The organism is Stenotrophomonas maltophilia (assembly GCF_001274595.1).
In the GTDB taxonomy this organism is placed as follows: domain Bacteria; phylum Pseudomonadota; class Gammaproteobacteria; order Xanthomonadales; family Xanthomonadaceae; genus Stenotrophomonas; species Stenotrophomonas forensis.
Window position 1 is genome coordinate 1,172,502 of sequence record NZ_CP011010.1, and the last position, 17,248, is coordinate 1,189,749.

General features: G+C 64.9%; 12 protein-coding genes. 4 read left to right on the forward strand and 8 right to left on the reverse strand.

Going from position 1 to position 17,248, the window contains the following annotated elements; all coding sequences use genetic code 11:
• Positions 1 to 32 precede the first annotated feature (32 nt).
• From VN11_RS05475 to VN11_RS05510, 8 genes are all read right to left on the reverse strand, one after another.
• Entirely contained in the window at positions 33 to 551 is a 519-nt protein-coding gene (locus VN11_RS05475) for a DUF2271 domain-containing protein (RefSeq protein WP_006423068.1), read from the reverse strand.
• A 27-nt stretch (positions 552 to 578) separates the two neighbouring features.
• Positions 579 to 1,217: a PepSY-associated TM helix domain-containing protein gene (locus tag VN11_RS05480; RefSeq protein ID WP_053449031.1), complete on the reverse strand. Its 639-nt coding sequence runs from the start codon at positions 1,215 to 1,217 to the stop codon at positions 579 to 581.
• A gap of 161 nt (positions 1,218 to 1,378) precedes the next feature.
• On the reverse strand, positions 1,379 to 3,799 hold the full coding sequence (locus VN11_RS05485) for a TonB-dependent receptor domain-containing protein (RefSeq protein WP_053449032.1): 2,421 nt from the start codon (positions 3,797 to 3,799) through the stop codon (positions 1,379 to 1,381).
• 160 nt (positions 3,800 to 3,959) lie between these two features.
• Positions 3,960 to 4,361, reverse strand: coding sequence for a hypothetical protein (locus VN11_RS05490; protein ID WP_053449033.1), 402 nt, complete (start codon positions 4,359 to 4,361; stop codon positions 3,960 to 3,962).
• Between the two features lie 165 nt (positions 4,362 to 4,526).
• Entirely contained in the window at positions 4,527 to 5,204 is a 678-nt protein-coding gene (locus tag VN11_RS05495) for a Fe2+-dependent dioxygenase (protein WP_053449034.1), read from the reverse strand.
• Positions 5,205 to 5,255: 51 nt separating this feature from the next.
• Positions 5,256 to 7,580 carry a catecholate siderophore receptor Fiu gene (locus tag VN11_RS05500; RefSeq protein ID WP_053449035.1) on the reverse strand — a complete coding sequence of 775 codons (2,325 nt, stop codon included), beginning with the start codon at positions 7,578 to 7,580 and terminating at the stop codon, positions 5,256 to 5,258.
• A gap of 679 nt (positions 7,581 to 8,259) precedes the next feature.
• Positions 8,260 to 8,592 (reverse strand): non-heme iron oxygenase ferredoxin subunit, encoded by a 333-nt coding sequence (locus VN11_RS05505; RefSeq protein ID WP_053449036.1) that lies wholly within the window; start codon positions 8,590 to 8,592, stop codon positions 8,260 to 8,262.
• Entirely contained in the window at positions 8,589 to 9,128 is a 540-nt protein-coding gene (locus VN11_RS05510) for a GNAT family N-acetyltransferase (protein WP_006423155.1), read from the reverse strand. The genes VN11_RS05505 and VN11_RS05510 overlap by 4 nt, the downstream gene beginning before the upstream one ends.
• 223 nt (positions 9,129 to 9,351) lie before the next feature.
• Here VN11_RS05510 and VN11_RS05515 point away from each other — a divergent pair, with 223 nt between their 5' ends.
• From VN11_RS05515 to VN11_RS05525, 4 genes are all read left to right on the forward strand, one after another.
• Positions 9,352 to 14,682 (forward strand): RHS repeat domain-containing protein, encoded by a 5,331-nt coding sequence (locus VN11_RS05515; RefSeq protein ID WP_053449037.1) that lies wholly within the window; start codon positions 9,352 to 9,354, stop codon positions 14,680 to 14,682.
• Positions 14,683 to 14,685: 3 nt separating this feature from the next.
• Complete coding sequence (locus VN11_RS21740; RefSeq protein ID WP_080374875.1) at positions 14,686 to 15,645, forward strand: RHS repeat domain-containing protein; 960 nt, start codon at positions 14,686 to 14,688, stop codon at positions 15,643 to 15,645.
• A complete protein-coding gene (locus VN11_RS05520) occupies positions 15,642 to 16,109 on the forward strand; it encodes a hypothetical protein (protein WP_148564935.1) in 468 nt (155 codons plus the stop codon). Before VN11_RS21740 ends, VN11_RS05520 begins: the two co-directional genes overlap by 4 nt.
• A 734-nt stretch (positions 16,110 to 16,843) precedes the next feature.
• Positions 16,844 to 17,218 carry a hypothetical protein gene (locus VN11_RS05525; RefSeq protein ID WP_148564936.1) on the forward strand — a complete coding sequence of 125 codons (375 nt, stop codon included), beginning with the start codon at positions 16,844 to 16,846 and terminating at the stop codon, positions 17,216 to 17,218.
• The last annotated feature ends 30 nt before the right edge of the window (positions 17,219 to 17,248 follow it).

Genomic DNA, 17,248 nt, shown 5'->3' on the forward strand with positions numbered 1-17,248 from the left:
GGGATTACGACTTAATCCCCTCCGTCCCTTTTTCAGGGTTTGACGGCGAGGGTGACCTGGCCCAGTTCGGTGGCGCCCTGCGCCTTGCCGTTCTGCGCGGCGGTGGCCGGCCAGGTGAAGGGGATCTTCAGCAGTTCACGGCCGCCGACTTCACGCACCGCTTCGACCACCAGGGTGTAGTTGCCCGGTGCCAGCTGCTTCAGCGCCGGCTGCTTGTCGGTGAACGACAGCGCGTGCTTGCCGGCCGGGCGGGTCGGGCCGGTCACACCGTCCACCGGCACCTGCAGGGTGCGGCCGCTCTTGCGCCACCACTGGCGCAGGTCGGGCAGCCACTTGGTGCCATGGCCTTCGCTGTTGCTGGTCTGCTGGTACCAGACCGACAGGTTGGCCGCGACCTTCTGGTCGGCGCCTTCCAGCCACACCGCCACATACGGGCGGTGATACTCGGCCACGTTGAGCTTGGGCACTTCGACGTTGATGTCGAGGGTGGCGGCGTAGGCCGGCGAGGTGGCCAGCAGGCCGCTGAGGGCGATGGTCAGGGTGACGCGCATGGAGCGGCTCCGGGAACGAGGGAAAAGTCAGTGGATCAGCAGCAGGGCGATCAGCAGCGGAATCATCAGGCCGAGGCCGACCAGCGGCCAGGTCATGCGCCGCTGCCGCGCATGCAGGTGCAGCAGGAACAGGCCGGTGATGCAGAACACCAGGCAGGCCACGGCGAACAGGTCCAGGAACCAGCCCCATGCCGGGCCCGCGTTGCGGCCCTTGTGCAGGTCGTTGAGGTAGGAGACCACGCCGCGCGAGGTTGATTCGTACTCCACCGCGCCGGTTTCGCGATCGATGCTCAGCCAGGCGTCGCCACCGGGGCGCGGCAGCGACAGGTAGATCTCCTCGGCCGACCACTCGGCCGGGCGCCCGCCAATGGCGATGCCCAGCTGGGTGTCCAGCCATTGCCGGGCCGGGCGCGGGATCGGCGCGTTGCCGTCCTCGCGCGTGCCCAGCTGGCCCAGCAGCTCGGCCGGCAGTTCCAGGTGCTGGTTCTGCACCTCGGGCTTGGCCTCGATCTTCGCCGCATGGTTGAGGGTCAGGCCGGTCACCGCGAACAACAGCATGCCGATCAGGCACAACGCCGAGCTGATCCAGTGCCACTGGTGCAGCGTACGCAGCCAGAAGCCACGGCTCTGTTGCTGCTGCACGGTGGAAGAAGCAGGACGGCTCACGGCACGGTTCGGGGCGGATGGGGACTGCTCATTACATCATTGATGAGAATAGCTCGCAATTGCGTGTCGTTCTGTATCCCTGGGAGCGGTGCCGACCAGGGTCGGCACCCACCGGGCCAAGGCGATGCCGGCCAGCGGCCGGCACTACCGGTGCGCGGCGGTCAGAACTTCGCGTTGAGCGAGATCCAGTAGCTGCGGCGCTGGTCCTTGGTCGCGTAGTCGTCCACGCAGTTGAACTCGCTCGGGCTGATCAGCAGGCACGACTGCGAGACGAAGTTCTTGTCGAACAGGTTGTTGACCCGTGCGTTCACCGTCAGCCACGGCGTGGCCTGCCAGCTGCCACCGAGGTGGAAGATGGTGTAGTCCTCGTAGTAACGGGTTTGGCTGACGCCATTGGCGTCGAGCAGGGTGTCGCGGTAGCGGTCGTAGCGGCCCTCGCCGATCAACGACAGGCTGATGGCCTCGTTGATCTGCCAGTTGAGGCTGGCGTTGGCCATGTGCTTTGCCGGCGTGGTGCCTGCGATCGGGCGTCCCTTGTCGGGACCGCTGGTCTGCTCGCTCTTGGTCCAGGTGTAGTTGCCACGCAGCTGCAGGGTGTCGAGCAGGTCGACGTGCGCGGCGAGCTCGGCGCCACGGGTCTCGGCCTTGTCGATGTTCACGCTCTGGGTGAAGGTGCTGTAGCCCAGCGCCGCCCAGCCCGGGCCGATGTCCACGCAGTAGCCGCTGCCGGCCGGCGCCACTTCGCAGTTCGGGAAGGTGCCGCCGCTGGCGATCTTGTCCTCGAACTTGTTGATGAAGCCGGTGACGTTGAAGCCCCAGCGCTGGCCTTCGTAGTACGCGGCCAGCTCGTAGTTGGTGCTGGTCTCCGGCTTCAGGTTGGGCGAGCCGACCAGCGGCAGCACGCCCTGGCCACCAAAACCGGTGATGCCCGGGAACAGCTGGTCCGGACGCGGGGTCTTGTAGCCGGTGCTGACGCCACCCTTGAAGGTCCACGCATCGCTGGCATTCCACACCAGGTAGCCGCGCGGGCTGACATGGCTGCCGAACACGTTGTGGTCGTCGTAGCGCAGGCCGAAGGTGGCGGTCAGGGTGTCGGTCAGTGCCCAGTTGTCCTCGGCGAACAGCGCCCACATGCGGTGCTTCTGCTTCGTGTTGCTACGGTAGCCGGCACCGTCCATGCCGAACACGCCGTCGATCATGTCGGTGTCGTTGTACTGGCCGCCGACGGTCAGCTTGTGCGCGCCGAAGTCGAGGTCGAGCATGGTGTCGAGCACGTAGCCTTCCAGTTCCATGGTGCGCAGCGGACGCGGCAGGAACGCCTGCAGGCGTGCCATTTCGCTCGGGTTGAGGGCGGCCAGTGCATTGCCACGCCCGGCCGCGCAGTTGTTGGCGGCGCCGGTGCGACGGCAGACGTCATTCCACAGCGTCTGCAGGTTGGCGCGTTCGTCCAGGGTCAGCGGCAGCGAGCGGCCCAGGTTGCTGCTCTTGCTGTGGGTCAGCGAGGTCTGCCAGGTGCCGAAGCTGTAACGGCCCTGGTGGGTCAGCGACAGCTGGTCGCGCTCGTAGCGCTGGTAGGCGGTGTAGCCCACGCGCGGCTGCACCACGCGGCGGGTGACCGTGCCGCTGCCGTTCGGGTTGGGAATGACCGCGTTGCCGACGCGCCACAGGCTGGCCAGGCTGTCCAGCGTGCCGGTCTGGCCTTCGCTGTTGTCGTACTTCTGCCGCGACACGTCGTAGTCCAGCCACAGCTCGTGGTCATCGTTGACGCGGAAATCCAGGCGCACGCCGGTGTTCCAGTTGGTGTTGGCCACCGACTTGCCACCGCCACCGAAGCCGATGCTGCGCTCCCACAGCGTGCCATCGGGCAGGGTCAGCGCCTCCCATTCCGGGTTCGATGCCTTGGCGTCGTAGTAGCTGCCGCGCACCGCCAGGCTGAGGCGATCCTTCAGCAGCGGGCCGCTGAGGTACAGGTCGGTGGTGCGTGCATCGCCGAACTGGTCGTCCTGCTGCACGGTGAAGCCCTGGGTGAGCGCGCCATGCCAGCTGTCCTGGTTGCGGCGGGTGATGATGTTGATGACGCCGCCCATCGCATCCGAGCCGTACAGCGTGGACATCGGGCCGCGTACCACTTCGATGCGCTCGATGGCATCCAGCGGCGGCAGGTAGGCGAACTGGCCACCGCCGAAGTTGTTCGGGTACAGCTGGCCGACGTTGCTCTGGCGGCGGCCATCGATCAGCACCAGGGTGTACTCGGAGGGCAGGCCGCGCATCGAGATGGTGGCGCGGCCGTTCTTGTCGGTCGCTTCCAGGCCGACGTCGATGCCTTCGACGTCGCGCAATGCATCGACCAGGTTGGTGTAGGGACGCTTGCTCAGTTCCTCGCGGCTGACCACGCTGATGCTGGCCGGTGCATCGATCACTTTCTGTTCGAAGCCGGACGCGGTGACCACCACCTTGTCCAGCGTCTGCGGTGCACCGGCGGCGTCACCGTGGGCGAAGGCGGGGGCGGAAAGGGCCACCAGCACGGCGCTGGTCAGCAGGGGGCGGGACAGGGACGAACGGACACGATGGCGCTGGGCCATGGCAGTTACCTCGAAGGATGCAGGGTGGTGCATTGCCATGCGCGAAGGGCGCGGCAGGCACGGAAGGCCCGGTCAGGGGCAGCAGGGATGGAGCAGACGGGAATGAAGCAGGCAGCGGCGCGCGCAGGTGACCGCGCACGCGGTCACCCCAGGCCGTGGATCAGGCGAGCGGCGGCGCCTGGCCGCGTTGCTGGCGGCGCCCGGGCGCATCGGCCCAGGGCGTATCCGGAGCGGCCAGTGGCCAGTCCGGGCGCACGCCGGGCATGGCCGGCGTGGCGGGAACGAGTTCGAGTTCAGTGCGCAGCCACTGGCTGGCCAGCAGCAACGGCGGAGGTGACTTCTCGGCCGCTTTTACCGGGGCAGCGGCACAGCGGCGCAGCTTGGCCGGTGCTTCTTCCTGCAGCGGGCCTTCGCCGCCGCGCTCTTCCAGCGGCACCTGCACGGTCATCGGCGCCGGCGAATGCGGCAGCAGCGGCAGCGTGCCTAGCAGCAACGCCAGCATCGCCACCCACGCCAACAGGCTGGCCAGCGCAGGACGCTGGCCGCGCATGGCGGTGCCCATCTTGCGATGGATGAGTGGGCGAGGGCGAAGCGGGCGCAGCAAGCAGGAATCCCCGGACGTCTGCCGGCAGGGGCCGGCATCAACGGGGCGAGATTGTAATGAGAGCGGTTAGCGGTTGCAAATGAGAATGATTGCCAAGATGTCGCAGGCCCGGCCGTGTCCGCCTCAGACTTCGCTCCAGCGGCGCAGCAGGTTGTGGTACACGCCGGTCAGCTGCAGCACCGCCTCGGCGTCGCCGCCGGTCTGCCGCAGGCGTTCGATCGAGCCGTCCATTTCCCACAGCAGGCGGCGCTGCACGTCGTCGCGGACCATGCTCTGCACCCAGAAGAACGAGGCCACGCGCGCGCCACGGGTGACCGGATTGACCTTGTGCAGGCTGCTGGACGGGTACACGATCAGGTCGCCGGCCGGCAGCTTCACCTCGTGCTCGCCGTAGGTATCGCTGATGACCAGCTCGCCGCCCTCGTACTCTTCGGGCGCGGACAGGAACAAGGTGCAGGAGATGTCCGAACGCAGCTGCTCGCCGTTGGCCAGGTTCATCACCGCGCCATCGACGTGGAAGCCATAGGTGCCACCGCCGCTGTAGCGGTTGAAGCGGGGTGGCAGGACCTTCAGCGGCAGAGCGGCAGCGAAGAACAACGGGCTGCGACCCAGTGCGGCGAGTATGCGCTGCCCGAGTTCTGCCTTCAGCGGCGAGGCATCGGGCAGTTGCTGGTTGTGCTTGACCTGCGCACCCTGCGCGCCGACGGTCTCGCGACCGTCGGCCCAATCGGCCGGATCCAGCCGCTGGCGCATCTGTGCCACCTCTTCCGGGGCGAGCACGTTGGGTATGTGCAGCAGCATGGTGGTTCCTCTGTGATGCGCGGGGGAGACGGGCTCCCCCGCGTCTTGCCATCAGAAGCGGATGTCCGCGCTGAGCAGGAAAGTGCGCGGTGCGCCCGGGGTGTAACGGTAGCCGCTCTTGTTGATGCTGGCCACGTACTGCTTGTCGAACAGGTTGTAGCCGTTCAAGCGCAGCGACACGTGATCGTTCACCGCCCACGAGACCATGGCGTCGTACACCGTGTAGGACTTGGTGAATGCCGGCGTGCCGACGGCGCCGTCGGTACCGCGGTGCATGCCGGCGGCATAGCGCACGCCGCCGCCCAGGGTAATGCCATGCGGCAGCACGTAGCTGGTCCAGCCGGTGAAGGTATCGTCCGGGGTATAGACCAGGTTGTTGGTGCCATCGGCGGCCACCTTGGCACCATCCTTCACATCGGTGTTCAAGTGGCTGTAGCCTGCGCTGATCGACCAGTTCTCGGACACGCGGCCCACGGCAGACAGCTCAACACCCTTCACCCGTTTGCTGCCGGTCTGGGTGGGGTTGCCGGCGTCGTCCAGCACGGTGGTATTGATTTCGTTTTCCACATCGGTCTGGAACAGCGCCAGGTTTACCGCCAGCGCATCCTCCATGAAGGCCCACTTGCTGCCCACCTCGAAGGTCTTGGCCTTCTGCGGGTCCAGCTTGGGGTTGTCGGCGCTGCTGGCCGAGCTGCTCAGCTGGAAGTTGGCACCGCCCGGCGGTTGCTGGGAAAGCGCGTAGTTGGCGTACACGCTGACCGTTTCACCCACCTTGTACAGCGCGCCCAGCTTCCAGTTCAGCAGGGTATCGGACGCGTCCAGCGTCGGGTTGCGCAGCACGGTGCCGGTGGGGTTGCTGCCACACACTGGGCCGCCGCGGCCGCCACAGACCGAGGCGCTGGCGTACTCGGTCTTGTAATGATCGGCACGCACGCCTGCGGTCAGCAGGAAGCTCTCGCCGAAGGACAGCGTGTCGAACAGGTAGATCGCCGAGGTGGTGGTCTTGCCGTGGGCATCGGCGCCGTTGTGCGCCCAGTTCAGGCCAGTGACGTTCCAGTTGGGGTCGTACAGGTTGGCAGCCGGCCAGCTGCTGCCACCGGTGGCGGCCTGGCCGTAGCTGTCCAGTTCTTCGCGGGTGAATTCCAGGCCGGCACTCAGTGCATGGCCTACCGCGCCGGTGGAGAAGTCCGCGCGCAGGTTCAACTGATCGGTGAGGATGGTGTTGCGCTGATCCTTGAAGGTCGGCAGGCTGCGCGCAATGGTGTAGGTTGCAAGGTCTGCCGGGTTGATGTAAGTGATGTTGCCGGTCGGACGCCCATTCGCACCACGCACACCGGTGCCCATGAAGGCGGTGAGCAGATAGTCCTGTTCGGTGCGGCCCCAGCGTGCGGTATTGGTCAGGCGCACGCTGTCGTTGAAGTCGTGCTCGAAGCGGAACGTGGCCATCTGCGCGGTCACATCATCGTGGTCGGCATGGGTGCCGTAGAAGTTTTCCGGGTCTACCGGACGGCCGGCCAGCGCTTCCAGCGTCGGCTGCGGGGTCCAGCCAGGCAGGCCCAGGGTCGGCACGCCGCCGTCGGGCACGTTGTCCTGCTTCACATAGAGCAGGTTGAGGTAGTAGCGGGTGGCGGTGCCCAGGCCGAAGGCCAGCGACGGCGCGATGCCCCAGCGCTTGTTCTGCACGTGGTCGCGACCGGGCTGGCCGCTGTCCTGCCACATGCCGTTGATGCGCAGCGCGCTGGTCGCACCCAGCGACTGGTTCCAGTCGGCGGTGGTACGGCGTTGCTGGTCGCTGCCCAGCGAAACGCTGGCCGAGGTAGCGTCCTGCAGGTTGGCCTGCTTGCTGACCAGGTTGATGGCACCGGTCGGTGCCGAGCGGCCGTTGTCGGTACCTGCCGGGCCCTTGGTCACCTCCACCTGTTCGATGTTGAACACATCGCGCGAGATCGAGCCCAGGTCGCGCACACCGTCCACATACAGACTGTTGGAGGTGTCAAAGCCACGCATGAACAGCGCGTCGCCGGTGGTGGTGTTGCCGTTCTCACCAGCATAGAAGGTGCCCACGCCGGGGCTGTTGCGCAGCGCTTCGGTCAGCGTGGTGGCGCCCTGCTGGTTGAACAGGTCGCTGGTGATCACCTGGATGGTCTGCGGGGTGTCCTGCAGACGCTGGGTGAACTTCGGCGAGGCCACCTTGTCGGCCTTGTAGCCGCGGGTGGCGTGCACATCGATCTTGTCCAGGGTGCGCGCGTTGTCGCCGGCCTCGGCGTGGGCCAGCGCGGGAAGGGCCGCCAGGCCGAGGCCGGCGGCAAGACTGGCGGTGGCCAACGGCAGGGTACGAAGCGGAGAAGCGTGCTTGCGGCTCTTGATCGGTTTCATGGGCGTCTGCAGAGAGGGAACAGGAAGGGGCGGCCGACGCAGGCGGCGCGGCAGTAGGGCATGGAGCGAAAGGGGGAACGTGCGGAAACGACTGCGCAGCGCGCAGCAGAGCGTCAGGCCAGCAGCAGGGGCGGTGCCTGTGAGGGGGGCTGGCGTCGGTCCGGCGCGTGCACCGCAGGAGCCGGTGTCACCGTCGCCGGAGCGTCCGCAGGGGCGCGCCGTGGGTATTGCAGGCAGAGCCGTCGCAGCACCGCTGGCTTGTCGCTGCGACTGCCATCAGGTTCGGACTCAGCGCGGTGCATCGCCTGTTCGTGCGGCAGTGCATGTGGCGGAGACGCGGGCGCGGCACCCTGGGCGTGTACCGTGGGCATGGCGGCGGTTGACGTACCACGCCCTTCGTGCAGTGCCGACCAACCCAGCACCAGCGTCAGCAGCGCGGCCACGAGCAGCGGCCACCCTTGGCGGGCGAGCTGGCACAGCGCGGCGGCGGGCGCGGGCGAAGCCATGGCGCGGAGGCGGAGTCGTTACGAAGATGTTACGTAGAATAACATCAACGATAATGATTCGCATGTGCGCGCTGAGGCGGGCTGTCAGGATGGCCCTGCAAGGCCCTGAACGGGCGCTCAGCCGCTTCCGGTAGCCCCGCCCCGTGGGTTGGCTGCCCCGGGGTGTGGCGGACTCAGTCGCGGTCGTCGCGGGTCCAGATGGCGTCGTGTTCGCGCTTCACCGGGAACTTGGGCACCGGGGTGTAGGCCGGGGCGCACAGGGCGCGGCCATCACGCACGTCGAAGCGCGCGCCGTGCAGCACGCACTCCACGCTGCCCTCGGTGGTGTTGAACTCGCCCGAGGACAGCTCGAACTCTTCATGCGTGCACTGGTCTTCCAATGCATACAGCTCGCCGTCGAGGTTGAACACCACGATCGGGGTGCCGGTCACTTCGTCGAACACGCTCTTCATTTCACCCGGCAGCAGTTCGGCGCCGGCACAGACGAAGGTCCAGGCCTCGCTCACGCGGTGGCTCCGGCCAGCGGCTTCTCCAGGATCTCGAAGCGCAGGTCGTCGCGCTTGGGGATGCCGAAGCGTTCGTCGCCATACGGGAACGGCTTCTTGATGCCGGTGCGCTGGTAGCCGCGGCGCTCGTAGAAGGCGATCAGCTCGTCGCGCACGTCGATCACGGTCATCTGCATCACCGGCACGTTCCATTCGCGCGCGGCGTGCGCTTCGGCCGCATCCATCAGCTGCTTGCCGACGCCGCCGCCCTGCTGGGCCGGGTCGACCGAGAACATGCCGAAGTAGCCCTTGCCGTCGACATCGGCGACGTGGGCGCAGGCCACCAGCCGGCCCTCGCGTTCGGCCAGCAGGATGGTCGAGCGGGGGCGGTCGAGGTCGGCCTGGATGCCTTCGGCGTCGATGCGGGCGCCGTCCAGCAGGTCGGCTTCGGTGGTCCAGCCGGCACGGCTGGCGTCACCCCGGTAGGCCGAAGTGACGAGGGCGATCAGGGCGGGGATGTCGGCCGGCGTGGCGGCACGGTAGGTCAGGGTGGTCATGCGGGCATTCTAGATGGGGCACGGCTGCAGCGGCGCAGGTCCAGTGTCGGGGCTCGGACCGGAGCGGCGGATGTCCCCAGGCTGTTTGCCGATCCTGTCGTGAATGTCGTCTTGACGCGATCTTCATGTTTGATTCATAAATGGGTGTAGATCGCGCTGCCCAGGGGACAGGTCCTGCTGTCTGTGCGCGCTTTCAAGGACGGACGATCCAAGGAGGATCCCCATGCGGTTCCGCATCACGCTCCGCTCGCGCCATGCCGGCCCGATCAGGTCTTCGCTGCTGCTGATGGTGACGGCCCTGTCGCTGGCGCCGGCACTGGCCTCTGCCCAGATCGTTCCCACCTGGCGCCAGGAATACGACAAGCGGCTGAAATACGGCGATCTGGTCGAGCCGCTGAAGGGAGACATCTTCGGCGAGAAGGTCAACCTCTATGACGGCTCTGTCAGTTTCAGTGCCACCGATATCTCCATTCCCGGCAACGGTGGCCTGGCGGTGTCGCTGGGCCGCAGCTATGGGGATATCGGCGGCAGCGCAAACGACAACGAGTACGGAAACTGGACGCTGGACATACCGTCGCTTTCGGGCACCTACGGAGATCAGCCGGAAACGGCGGTGGCAGGTCATTGGACACCGAGCGCGCGTTGCTCGACCGTCTCCGCACCTCCGGCACTGGATGTATGGAACTACAAGCATACCCAGACGACCGTGTTCGCACCCCATACCTATTGGGAAGGAGTGCGGTTGTCACTGCCTGGCGGCGGCGGTGAAACGGTTCTTGCCGGCAGCGGAGATGCGCGCCAGCCCATCCCACAACTCGGCATGCCCGCCCCGTGGAATACCAAGGGCGGATGGTTCTTCTCCTGCCTCAGTTCCCTCAAGAGCGGCCAGCCGGGCGAAGGCTTCCTGGGGCATGCGCCGGACGGAACCAAGTACTACTTCGACTGGATGGTGGCGCGCCACAACGACCCGGCTGTCATGCAGCCCTACGACACCATCACCCATTCGACGCTGCAGCGGAAGAAGGTCTTCCTCTATCCGTCGCAGGTCGTCGACCGATTCGGCAACTGGGTCCGCTATGAGTGGAGCGGCGGGCGCCTGGATCGCATCATCGCCAGCGACGGGCGCAGCATCAGCCTGACCTATGACTCGCAGGGGCGCATCGCAACGGCGCTGGCGGGGGGCCGTACCTGGACCTACGGCTATACGCCGGCGGGAACGCTGCAATCGGTCACGCTGCCCGATGGCACTGCCTGGAGCTATGACCTGCCTCCGGTCAATGTGACGAAGAAGTACCAGGAGTACACCGGGCAGGACGTCTGGGCCTACATGGAAGCGCCGGCGTTGTGCGCGAAGACGAACAAGATCGTGCAGACCGAAGTGGCGGCGTCCATCACCCATCCCTCTGGAGCCGTCGGAACCTTCGTGTTCCGACCCTTCCGGCATGGGCGCAAGAACGTGCCATTCAATTGCCAGACGTCCGGCGACGACCAGCTGCTGGCCGATGGGTGGAACCTCACGCCCATCTACCGCGACGCGATGTCGCTGGTGGCAAAGCGGATAAGCGGTCCGGCGATGCCCACGGCGCAATGGAGCTATCAGTACACCAACCTGGCTTGGGAGTACGACAGGCGGGTTGACCAGGCGGGCTGGCCAGCGATCCCGGTCGGGCAGGCGGAACCGAAGATAACGATTGAAACCCTGCCCGATGGGGTCATCCGGACATACGAATTCGGCAAGGAAGTCGGCTACAACGACGGTCTGCTGCTGTCGACCAGTACCAGCGCTGGCGGCACTGTGGTCCGCACGGAGCGCAACAACTATTACCCGGACGCGCAGATTGCCAATGCACCGTTTCCGCGTGAGGCGGGGCGGAATCTCAAGTACGGGGCGACCGAACTTGGGGAACATCTGAATCGGCCGGTGCAGAGTACGGTCGTGAACCAGGATGGCGTGCAGTTCATCCGCACCGTACAGGCCTTTGATGCCTTCGTCCGCGAGGTCACGGTGGACGAAGGAAATTCTGCCGGCCAGAGCCGAACCCGGACGACCGGCTATTACGACAATGCCGCCTTGTGGGTGAATGGCCAGGTGGCACGCAGCCTGCTCAACGGCATCGAGGAGTCGCGCACCGAGTTCGACCCGGCCAATGCGCTGCCGCTGCGCGCTTATGCATTCGGCCGCTTGGCGCAGCAGGTGACCTATGCAGCTGACGGTACGGTGGCATCGGTGGCCGACGGCCGTGGCAATACCAGTCACCTGTCTGGATGGAAGCGCGGCATCCCGCAGCAGCTGCGCATGCCAGCCACACCCGAGGCGCCCAATGGCGCAGTGCGTACCGTTGCCGTCGATGACAATGGTTGGATCGCTTCACTGACCGATGAAGTCGGCGCAACAACCAGCTTCAGCTACGACAGCATGGGGCGGCTGCGCAGCCAGCAGTTCCCGGGTGGCGATGAAGTGAACTGGAACGGTGTGACCATGGACCTGCAGCGGCTGGGCGGTGCCCAGCTGGGTGTGCCGGCCGGTGCGTGGAAGCACTCCCGTACCCAGGGCGGACGCCGTACCGACACCTATCTGGACGCCATGTTCCGTCCGGTACTGGTTACCGAGAATGCCAACAACGCGCTCGACAGCGCGGTGGTGACCCGCTACGACAGCAGTGGCAAGACGGTGTTTGCGTCGTACCCCACGCGACAGCTCACCGACATCAATGCAGCAATGACGGGCACCACGACGCAGTACGATGCGTTGGGCCGGCCGGTGGTAGTCAGCCAATCGTCCGAACTGGGCGATCTGGCAACGCGCACCGAGTATGTGGGCAACCTGTCGGTGAAGGTGACCAACCCGCGCGGGCAGGCCACCACCACGCGGCATCTCGCCTACGATCAGCCCAGCTACGAGATGCCACTGACATTGCAGCATCCGGAAGGCGTGGTGACCGAGATCCAGCGTGACACGCTTGGCAAGCCGTTGGCGATCACCCGCCGCACGGCCGATGGCAGCCAGGCGTTGACCCGCCGCTACGTCTATGACGGTTACCAGCAGCTGTGCAAGACCATCGAACCGGAAACCGGCGCGACGGTGCAGGACTATGATGCGGCCGGCAACGTGCTGTGGTCCGCAGCCGGGACCGGCCTGAACAGCGCCGCCGACTGCAATCGCAGTGAGGCCTTTGCCAGCGGCCGTGTGGTGGCGCGCAGCTACGATGCCGCCAATCGACTGTCGACCCTGACGTTCCCGGATGGGCGCGGAAACCAGCGCTGGTCCTACACCCCGGATGCCTTGCCCGCGGAAATCAGTACGCAGAACGACCCGGCCCGGCCGATGGTCGTCAACCGCTATCAATACAATCGCCGACGCCTGCTCCGCAGCGAGACGCTGCAGCATCCGGATCTGGGCAACCTGAGTCTGGCGTACGGCTACGATGCCAACGGCACGCTGGCCAGCAACACTTACCCGGGGGGACGCGTCGTCAGCTATGCCCCGGATGCGCTGGGGCGGGCTACAGCGGTCGGCGGTTACGCAAACAGCGCCAGCTATTTTGCCAATGGCGCGCTGGCGCGATTCGTTTACGGCAACGGCATCGCACATACCCTGACCCAGAATGCCCGTGGCCTGCCGGAGCGCAGTCGCGATGCCACCGCTGCGGCCGCGGTGCTCGATGACAGCTACGATTACGATGCCGGTGGCAATGTGATGGCCATCTCCGACGGGCTGCCGGGCGCACCCGGCAACCGTGACATGACCTATGACGGCCTGGACCGGTTGCGTACGGTGACCGCGCCGGGCTTCGGCAATGCACTGTACGAGTACGACGCACTGGACAACCTGCGCCGTGCCAGGGTCGGCAGCCGTGACCGTACGCACTACTTCGATCCGAGCAATCGCCTGGTCAACGTGATCGAAACCGGGACGGGGGCGACCGTGACCGGCCTGGGTTACGACGTGCAGGGCAACCTGTCGGTCCGCAACGGTCAGGCATTCTCGTTCGACTATGGCAATCGCCTGCGAGATGCGGGCGCGGCGGAGAGCTACGAGTACGACGCCCATGGTCGCCGGGTGAAGGCCAGCGCCAGCGGGAAGGGCGCAATCTACTCGTTCTACGACAACGGCGGCGTGCTGCGTTTCCAGCGCAATGAGCGCACCGGCAAGCAGACCGACTACCTGTACCTGTCCGGCAGCCTGGTGGCCCAGGTGCATGGCGCAGCAGCCCCCGCGGTGCCTGCGCTGAGCGCGCCCGGCTACACCACCGAAGGCAGCGTGAACCTGACCTGGAGCCCGGCCGGCGGGGCCAACCGCTATGAACTGCAGCGTGCGCTGGCCGGTGCCTGGAGCACCGTCTTCGACGGCGCGGCGCAATCGTTCACCAGCACCGGCCTGGCGACGGGTACCTACCAGTTCCGCGTGCGCGGTTGCCGCGCGGTGTGCGGCGAGTGGAGCAACGTCGCTTCGGTTGCGGTGGCGCTGGCGCCGTCCACGGTGCCGGCCCTGAGCGTGCCGGCGACGGCCTTCAATGGAAGTTACGGCGTGAGCTGGTCTGTGGCGTCCGGTGCCGAGCGTTATGAGCTGGAGGAGAGCGCCAATGGTGGCGCCTGGACCCAGGTGCACAATGCCGCGGGTCAATCCAGGGACTTCAGCGGCAAGGGCGCGGGCAGCTACGGCTATCGTGTCCGCGCCTGCAATCCGGTGGGATGCACCGCCTACAGCGCCAGTGCGGCGGTGACCGTGGTGTATCCGCCTGAGGGCGCGCCGGGAATTTCGGCGCCGGCACGTTCCGCACCAGGCAGCATCGGCATTGGCTGGAACGGGGTGGCCGGCGCCACGCGCTACACGCTGCAGGAAAGCAGCAATGGTGGCGGATGGGTGACGCTGTTCGACGGTGATGCCGGCTCCTACGCCACTGCGGCACGCGGTGTCGGCAACTACGGCTACCGCGTTGCCGCCTGCAATGGCGCCGGCTGCGGTCCGTGGTCGGGCACGGCATCGGTGGCGGTGATCGGGCCGCCGGCCATCGAGCCGGTGATCAGTGCGCCGGGCCTGGTCAACGTGCCGCAGTACAGCCTGAGCTGGTCGGTGCCCGCCAACAGCGAGAGCTTCGTGCTGGAAGAGAGTGCCAACGGTGGTGGCTGGACGGTGGTGCACAACGGCGCTGCGAACAGCTTTGGCGCCAGCCGTGGCAAGGGCAGCTATGCGTATCGGGTGAGGGCCTGCAATTTCGTCGGGTGCAGCCCGTATTCGGGAGTCGTGACGGTGGCGGTGGTGCTGCCGCCGGGGGCGACGAGCCTTTACCTGGCGGAGTGGCTGACGACGCGCAGGCCGCCCTATCAGGTGCAGTGCTCCGCAGGATGGAGTCCGGTGGCAGACGCAACGGAGTATCAGCTTGAGAGCGGCGGTGGTGGCCAGCGTCTGTACACGGGCCCCTCAACCTACGTGAATGACAGCGGCGGGACGTACTGCGCGCATGAGTATCGCGTGCGTGCCTGCAATGCAGGTGGGTGTTCCCCCTGGTCGGCCGAACGGCCGGTCACCCGCGGTGTACTGAACTGGGACTAAGCCATGAACGGACTCTCTTTGCTGTTGATTCGAGCGGTACTCGCGCTGGTGGTGCTGGCGGCTTGTGTGGCGCCGGCGGTCGCCCAGGAGGTTGTCGAGTACATCCACACCGATGCACTGGGGTCACCGGTGGCAATCACCGATGCCAATGGCCAGGTGATCGAGCGCACGGTGTATGAGCCGTATGGGGCGGTGGTCAACCGGCCGTTGACGGATGGGCCGGGGTACACCGGGCATGTGACGGACTCGGAGACGGGTCTGAGTTATATGCAGCAGCGGTACTATGACTTCGAAACTTCCACATTTCTGGGGGCTGATCCAGTTGCAGCTGATTCGGATGGCACCTCATTCAATCGCTATCGGTATGCGTCTGCCAATCCCTACAAATTCAAAGATCCGGACGGCAGGGCAGATATGAACGTGTTTGGGGAGGCAGATCCGAACGGGCTCAGAGCTGCAGGGGATGCACTTAATATTCCAGGAAAGTTTACTGTTGCCGGTCACGCCAACAATACGGTCATTCAGGATCAGCGAGGGGGGCGAATGGAAAACTATTCGGTGGTCAGCTCATGGGATATGGCTCGAACCCAGTTTGGACTAAAGCAGGGGCAGGAAATACTCATGGCCGGTTGTCACCTGGGGGCCGAAATAGGTAAGGCAAGGGCTTTTGCTCAGGGGTGGGCAAACCTGAATAAGTCGTCTGTCTATGCTCCCAATGGATTTGTTCGCTATCCAAAGAACTACAAGCCAGGAGATGATATGACGCTGCGCGTCAGCCTGGGTGAGAACGGAACCGGGGGGGCTGGTGTGTGGCAGAAGTTCTCACCTGGAGGCGCGGGTCCAACTGGCCCTGCTATTCGCTCGATTACGATCAAAGCCGATGGCGCCATTTCCTATCAATTTGCCGAGCCTGAGCTAGGTTCCAGGATCCGTAGAATAGAGACGGTCAAGGTGAAGCAATGAGAGTCCCTTTGTTTTTTGTTGTTTTGTCTGTGCTACTCGCCGCTTGCGGCAGTGAAGGCCTTCAGGGTGAGGGTGAACCCCGCCTTGGGAGAGCTGGAGAAGCGCCGAGTTTGGTTCTTTCTGAGAAGGAACTACAGAATCAGATATCGATGGCTGAAGGTGGGGATGCCGAAGCGCGCCTAAAGCTCGAATGGCACTATTCGACACGTGGCGATATGGAGCGGTATCGCTACTGGCTTGAGGAGGGCGCCGCGAGAATGGATGTCAGTGCAATGCAGCGATTGGCACTGTTTCTATCTATGGAACAGGGCGGGGGAGATTGCAAACGTGCGATGCAGATCCTTGAGCAGGGCTTGCGTCTTGATCCCCCGGAGTCTACGCGCGCATTGATGGAGATGGATCTTCAGAGATTGCGCCATGAGCGGATCGGAATTCCGCCCTGCGGGGTGGGTTTTCCTGATTGAAAGCAGCAGTGGTGGCGGATGGGTAACGCGGTTCGACTGCAATGTCGGCCCCTACGCTACTGCGGCGCGCGGTGGCGGCAACTGCGGATGCCGCGTTGCCACCCGCCAACAGCGAGAGCTTCGTGCTGGAGGGAAATGAAACTAAATTATCAGCTTTGTGTGGCCTTCTTCTTGACGATTTCCGCGGTCGGTTGCGGTCTTCAGGAAGGAGCGCAGACAGCGCCCGCAAAGGGCTGTGGGATCGGCCAGAATCCAGCTTGTCGAGTCAGCTTCCGGGCGCTGGCTGCCACTCCTCGGCTATTCGATGGGAAATCGATACGCATGGAGGGCTATCTCGGAGTTAGTCGGGGGCACTTTGTATTGAGCTCCAGCAAGGAGCTGTTCGAGGCTGGAGTGACTGATGAGACCGAAGTTCGTATCAGGGGCCCAATAGATCTCCAGAGTGACGTGTTTGATCGCTATGCCTACTCGTGGGTATCAGTGACTGGGGCGTTCAGGCTTAGGAAGACGGACGGGTCGACGGATGATCTTCTTCTCGGCGAAATGCATCCCCCACTTGATGTTCAATCTTTGAGGGTCCCTGGTCCGATTCCAAAAGCTACTTTCGGAGAAGTGTATGTTGATCTCGAAGATCTGAAGTGAGTTCCAGGTATCAAGCTCGCCTCCGATGACGCAGTTTGTGAAGACAGGATTGATTCTGCTGGTGTCCGAGGCGGGTGCCGATAGGTCATTACATGCCTCTGCAGATGACTTTTGCGGTCGTCGTGCAGCGGCGCAGCATGGGCAACCATAGGGTTATAAACTGGCTCTTCTTGTTTTCAATCGTTGGGATTCTGATCTTCTATCCGGCACACTTCTATTTCTGCACTGAATTCAAGATGCGTTTGCGGCGCGATCACCCTGAGTTGTCCGGAAGAAGTCTGGCATCATTCGACACGACATACAGGCAACTGCGTGCGGTAAGGGAAGGGCGCTTGGATGGAGTGCTCTTGAGCAAGGATGTCTGCGATTCGCACCGGCTTGCGAGTCGGTTCCTACATCTGGGCATGATTTCTTTCATGATCCTGCTCGTCGTGGGGCTTTGCGATTCGGTATGGGGCGGTAATTGAGGTTGAATGAAGTTCAAATTTTCCTTCTGG

What these genes read in the sequence shown, in the direction of transcription:
- VN11_RS05475 (WP_006423068.1), bottom strand. Translation starts at nt 551, where the DNA reads ATGCGCGTCACCCTGACCATCGCCCTCAGCGGCCTGCTGGCCACCTCG.
- VN11_RS05485 (WP_053449032.1), bottom strand. Translation starts at nt 3,799, where the DNA reads ATGGCCCAGCGCCATCGTGTCCGTTCGTCCCTGTCCCGCCCCCTGCTG.
- VN11_RS05490 (WP_053449033.1), bottom strand. Translation starts at nt 4,361, where the DNA reads ATGGGCACCGCCATGCGCGGCCAGCGTCCTGCGCTGGCCAGCCTGTTG.
- VN11_RS05495 (WP_053449034.1), bottom strand. Translation starts at nt 5,204, where the DNA reads ATGCTGCTGCACATACCCAACGTGCTCGCCCCGGAAGAGGTGGCACAG.
- VN11_RS05500 (WP_053449035.1), bottom strand. Translation starts at nt 7,580, where the DNA reads ATGAAACCGATCAAGAGCCGCAAGCACGCTTCTCCGCTTCGTACCCTG.
- VN11_RS05510 (WP_006423155.1), bottom strand. Translation starts at nt 9,128, where the DNA reads ATGACCACCCTGACCTACCGTGCCGCCACGCCGGCCGACATCCCCGCC.
- VN11_RS05515 (WP_053449037.1), top strand. Translation starts at nt 9,352, where the DNA reads ATGCGGTTCCGCATCACGCTCCGCTCGCGCCATGCCGGCCCGATCAGG.
- VN11_RS21740 (WP_080374875.1), top strand. Translation starts at nt 14,686, where the DNA reads ATGAACGGACTCTCTTTGCTGTTGATTCGAGCGGTACTCGCGCTGGTG.
- VN11_RS05520 (WP_148564935.1), top strand. Translation starts at nt 15,642, where the DNA reads ATGAGAGTCCCTTTGTTTTTTGTTGTTTTGTCTGTGCTACTCGCCGCT.
- VN11_RS05525 (WP_148564936.1), top strand. Translation starts at nt 16,844, where the DNA reads ATGCCTCTGCAGATGACTTTTGCGGTCGTCGTGCAGCGGCGCAGCATG.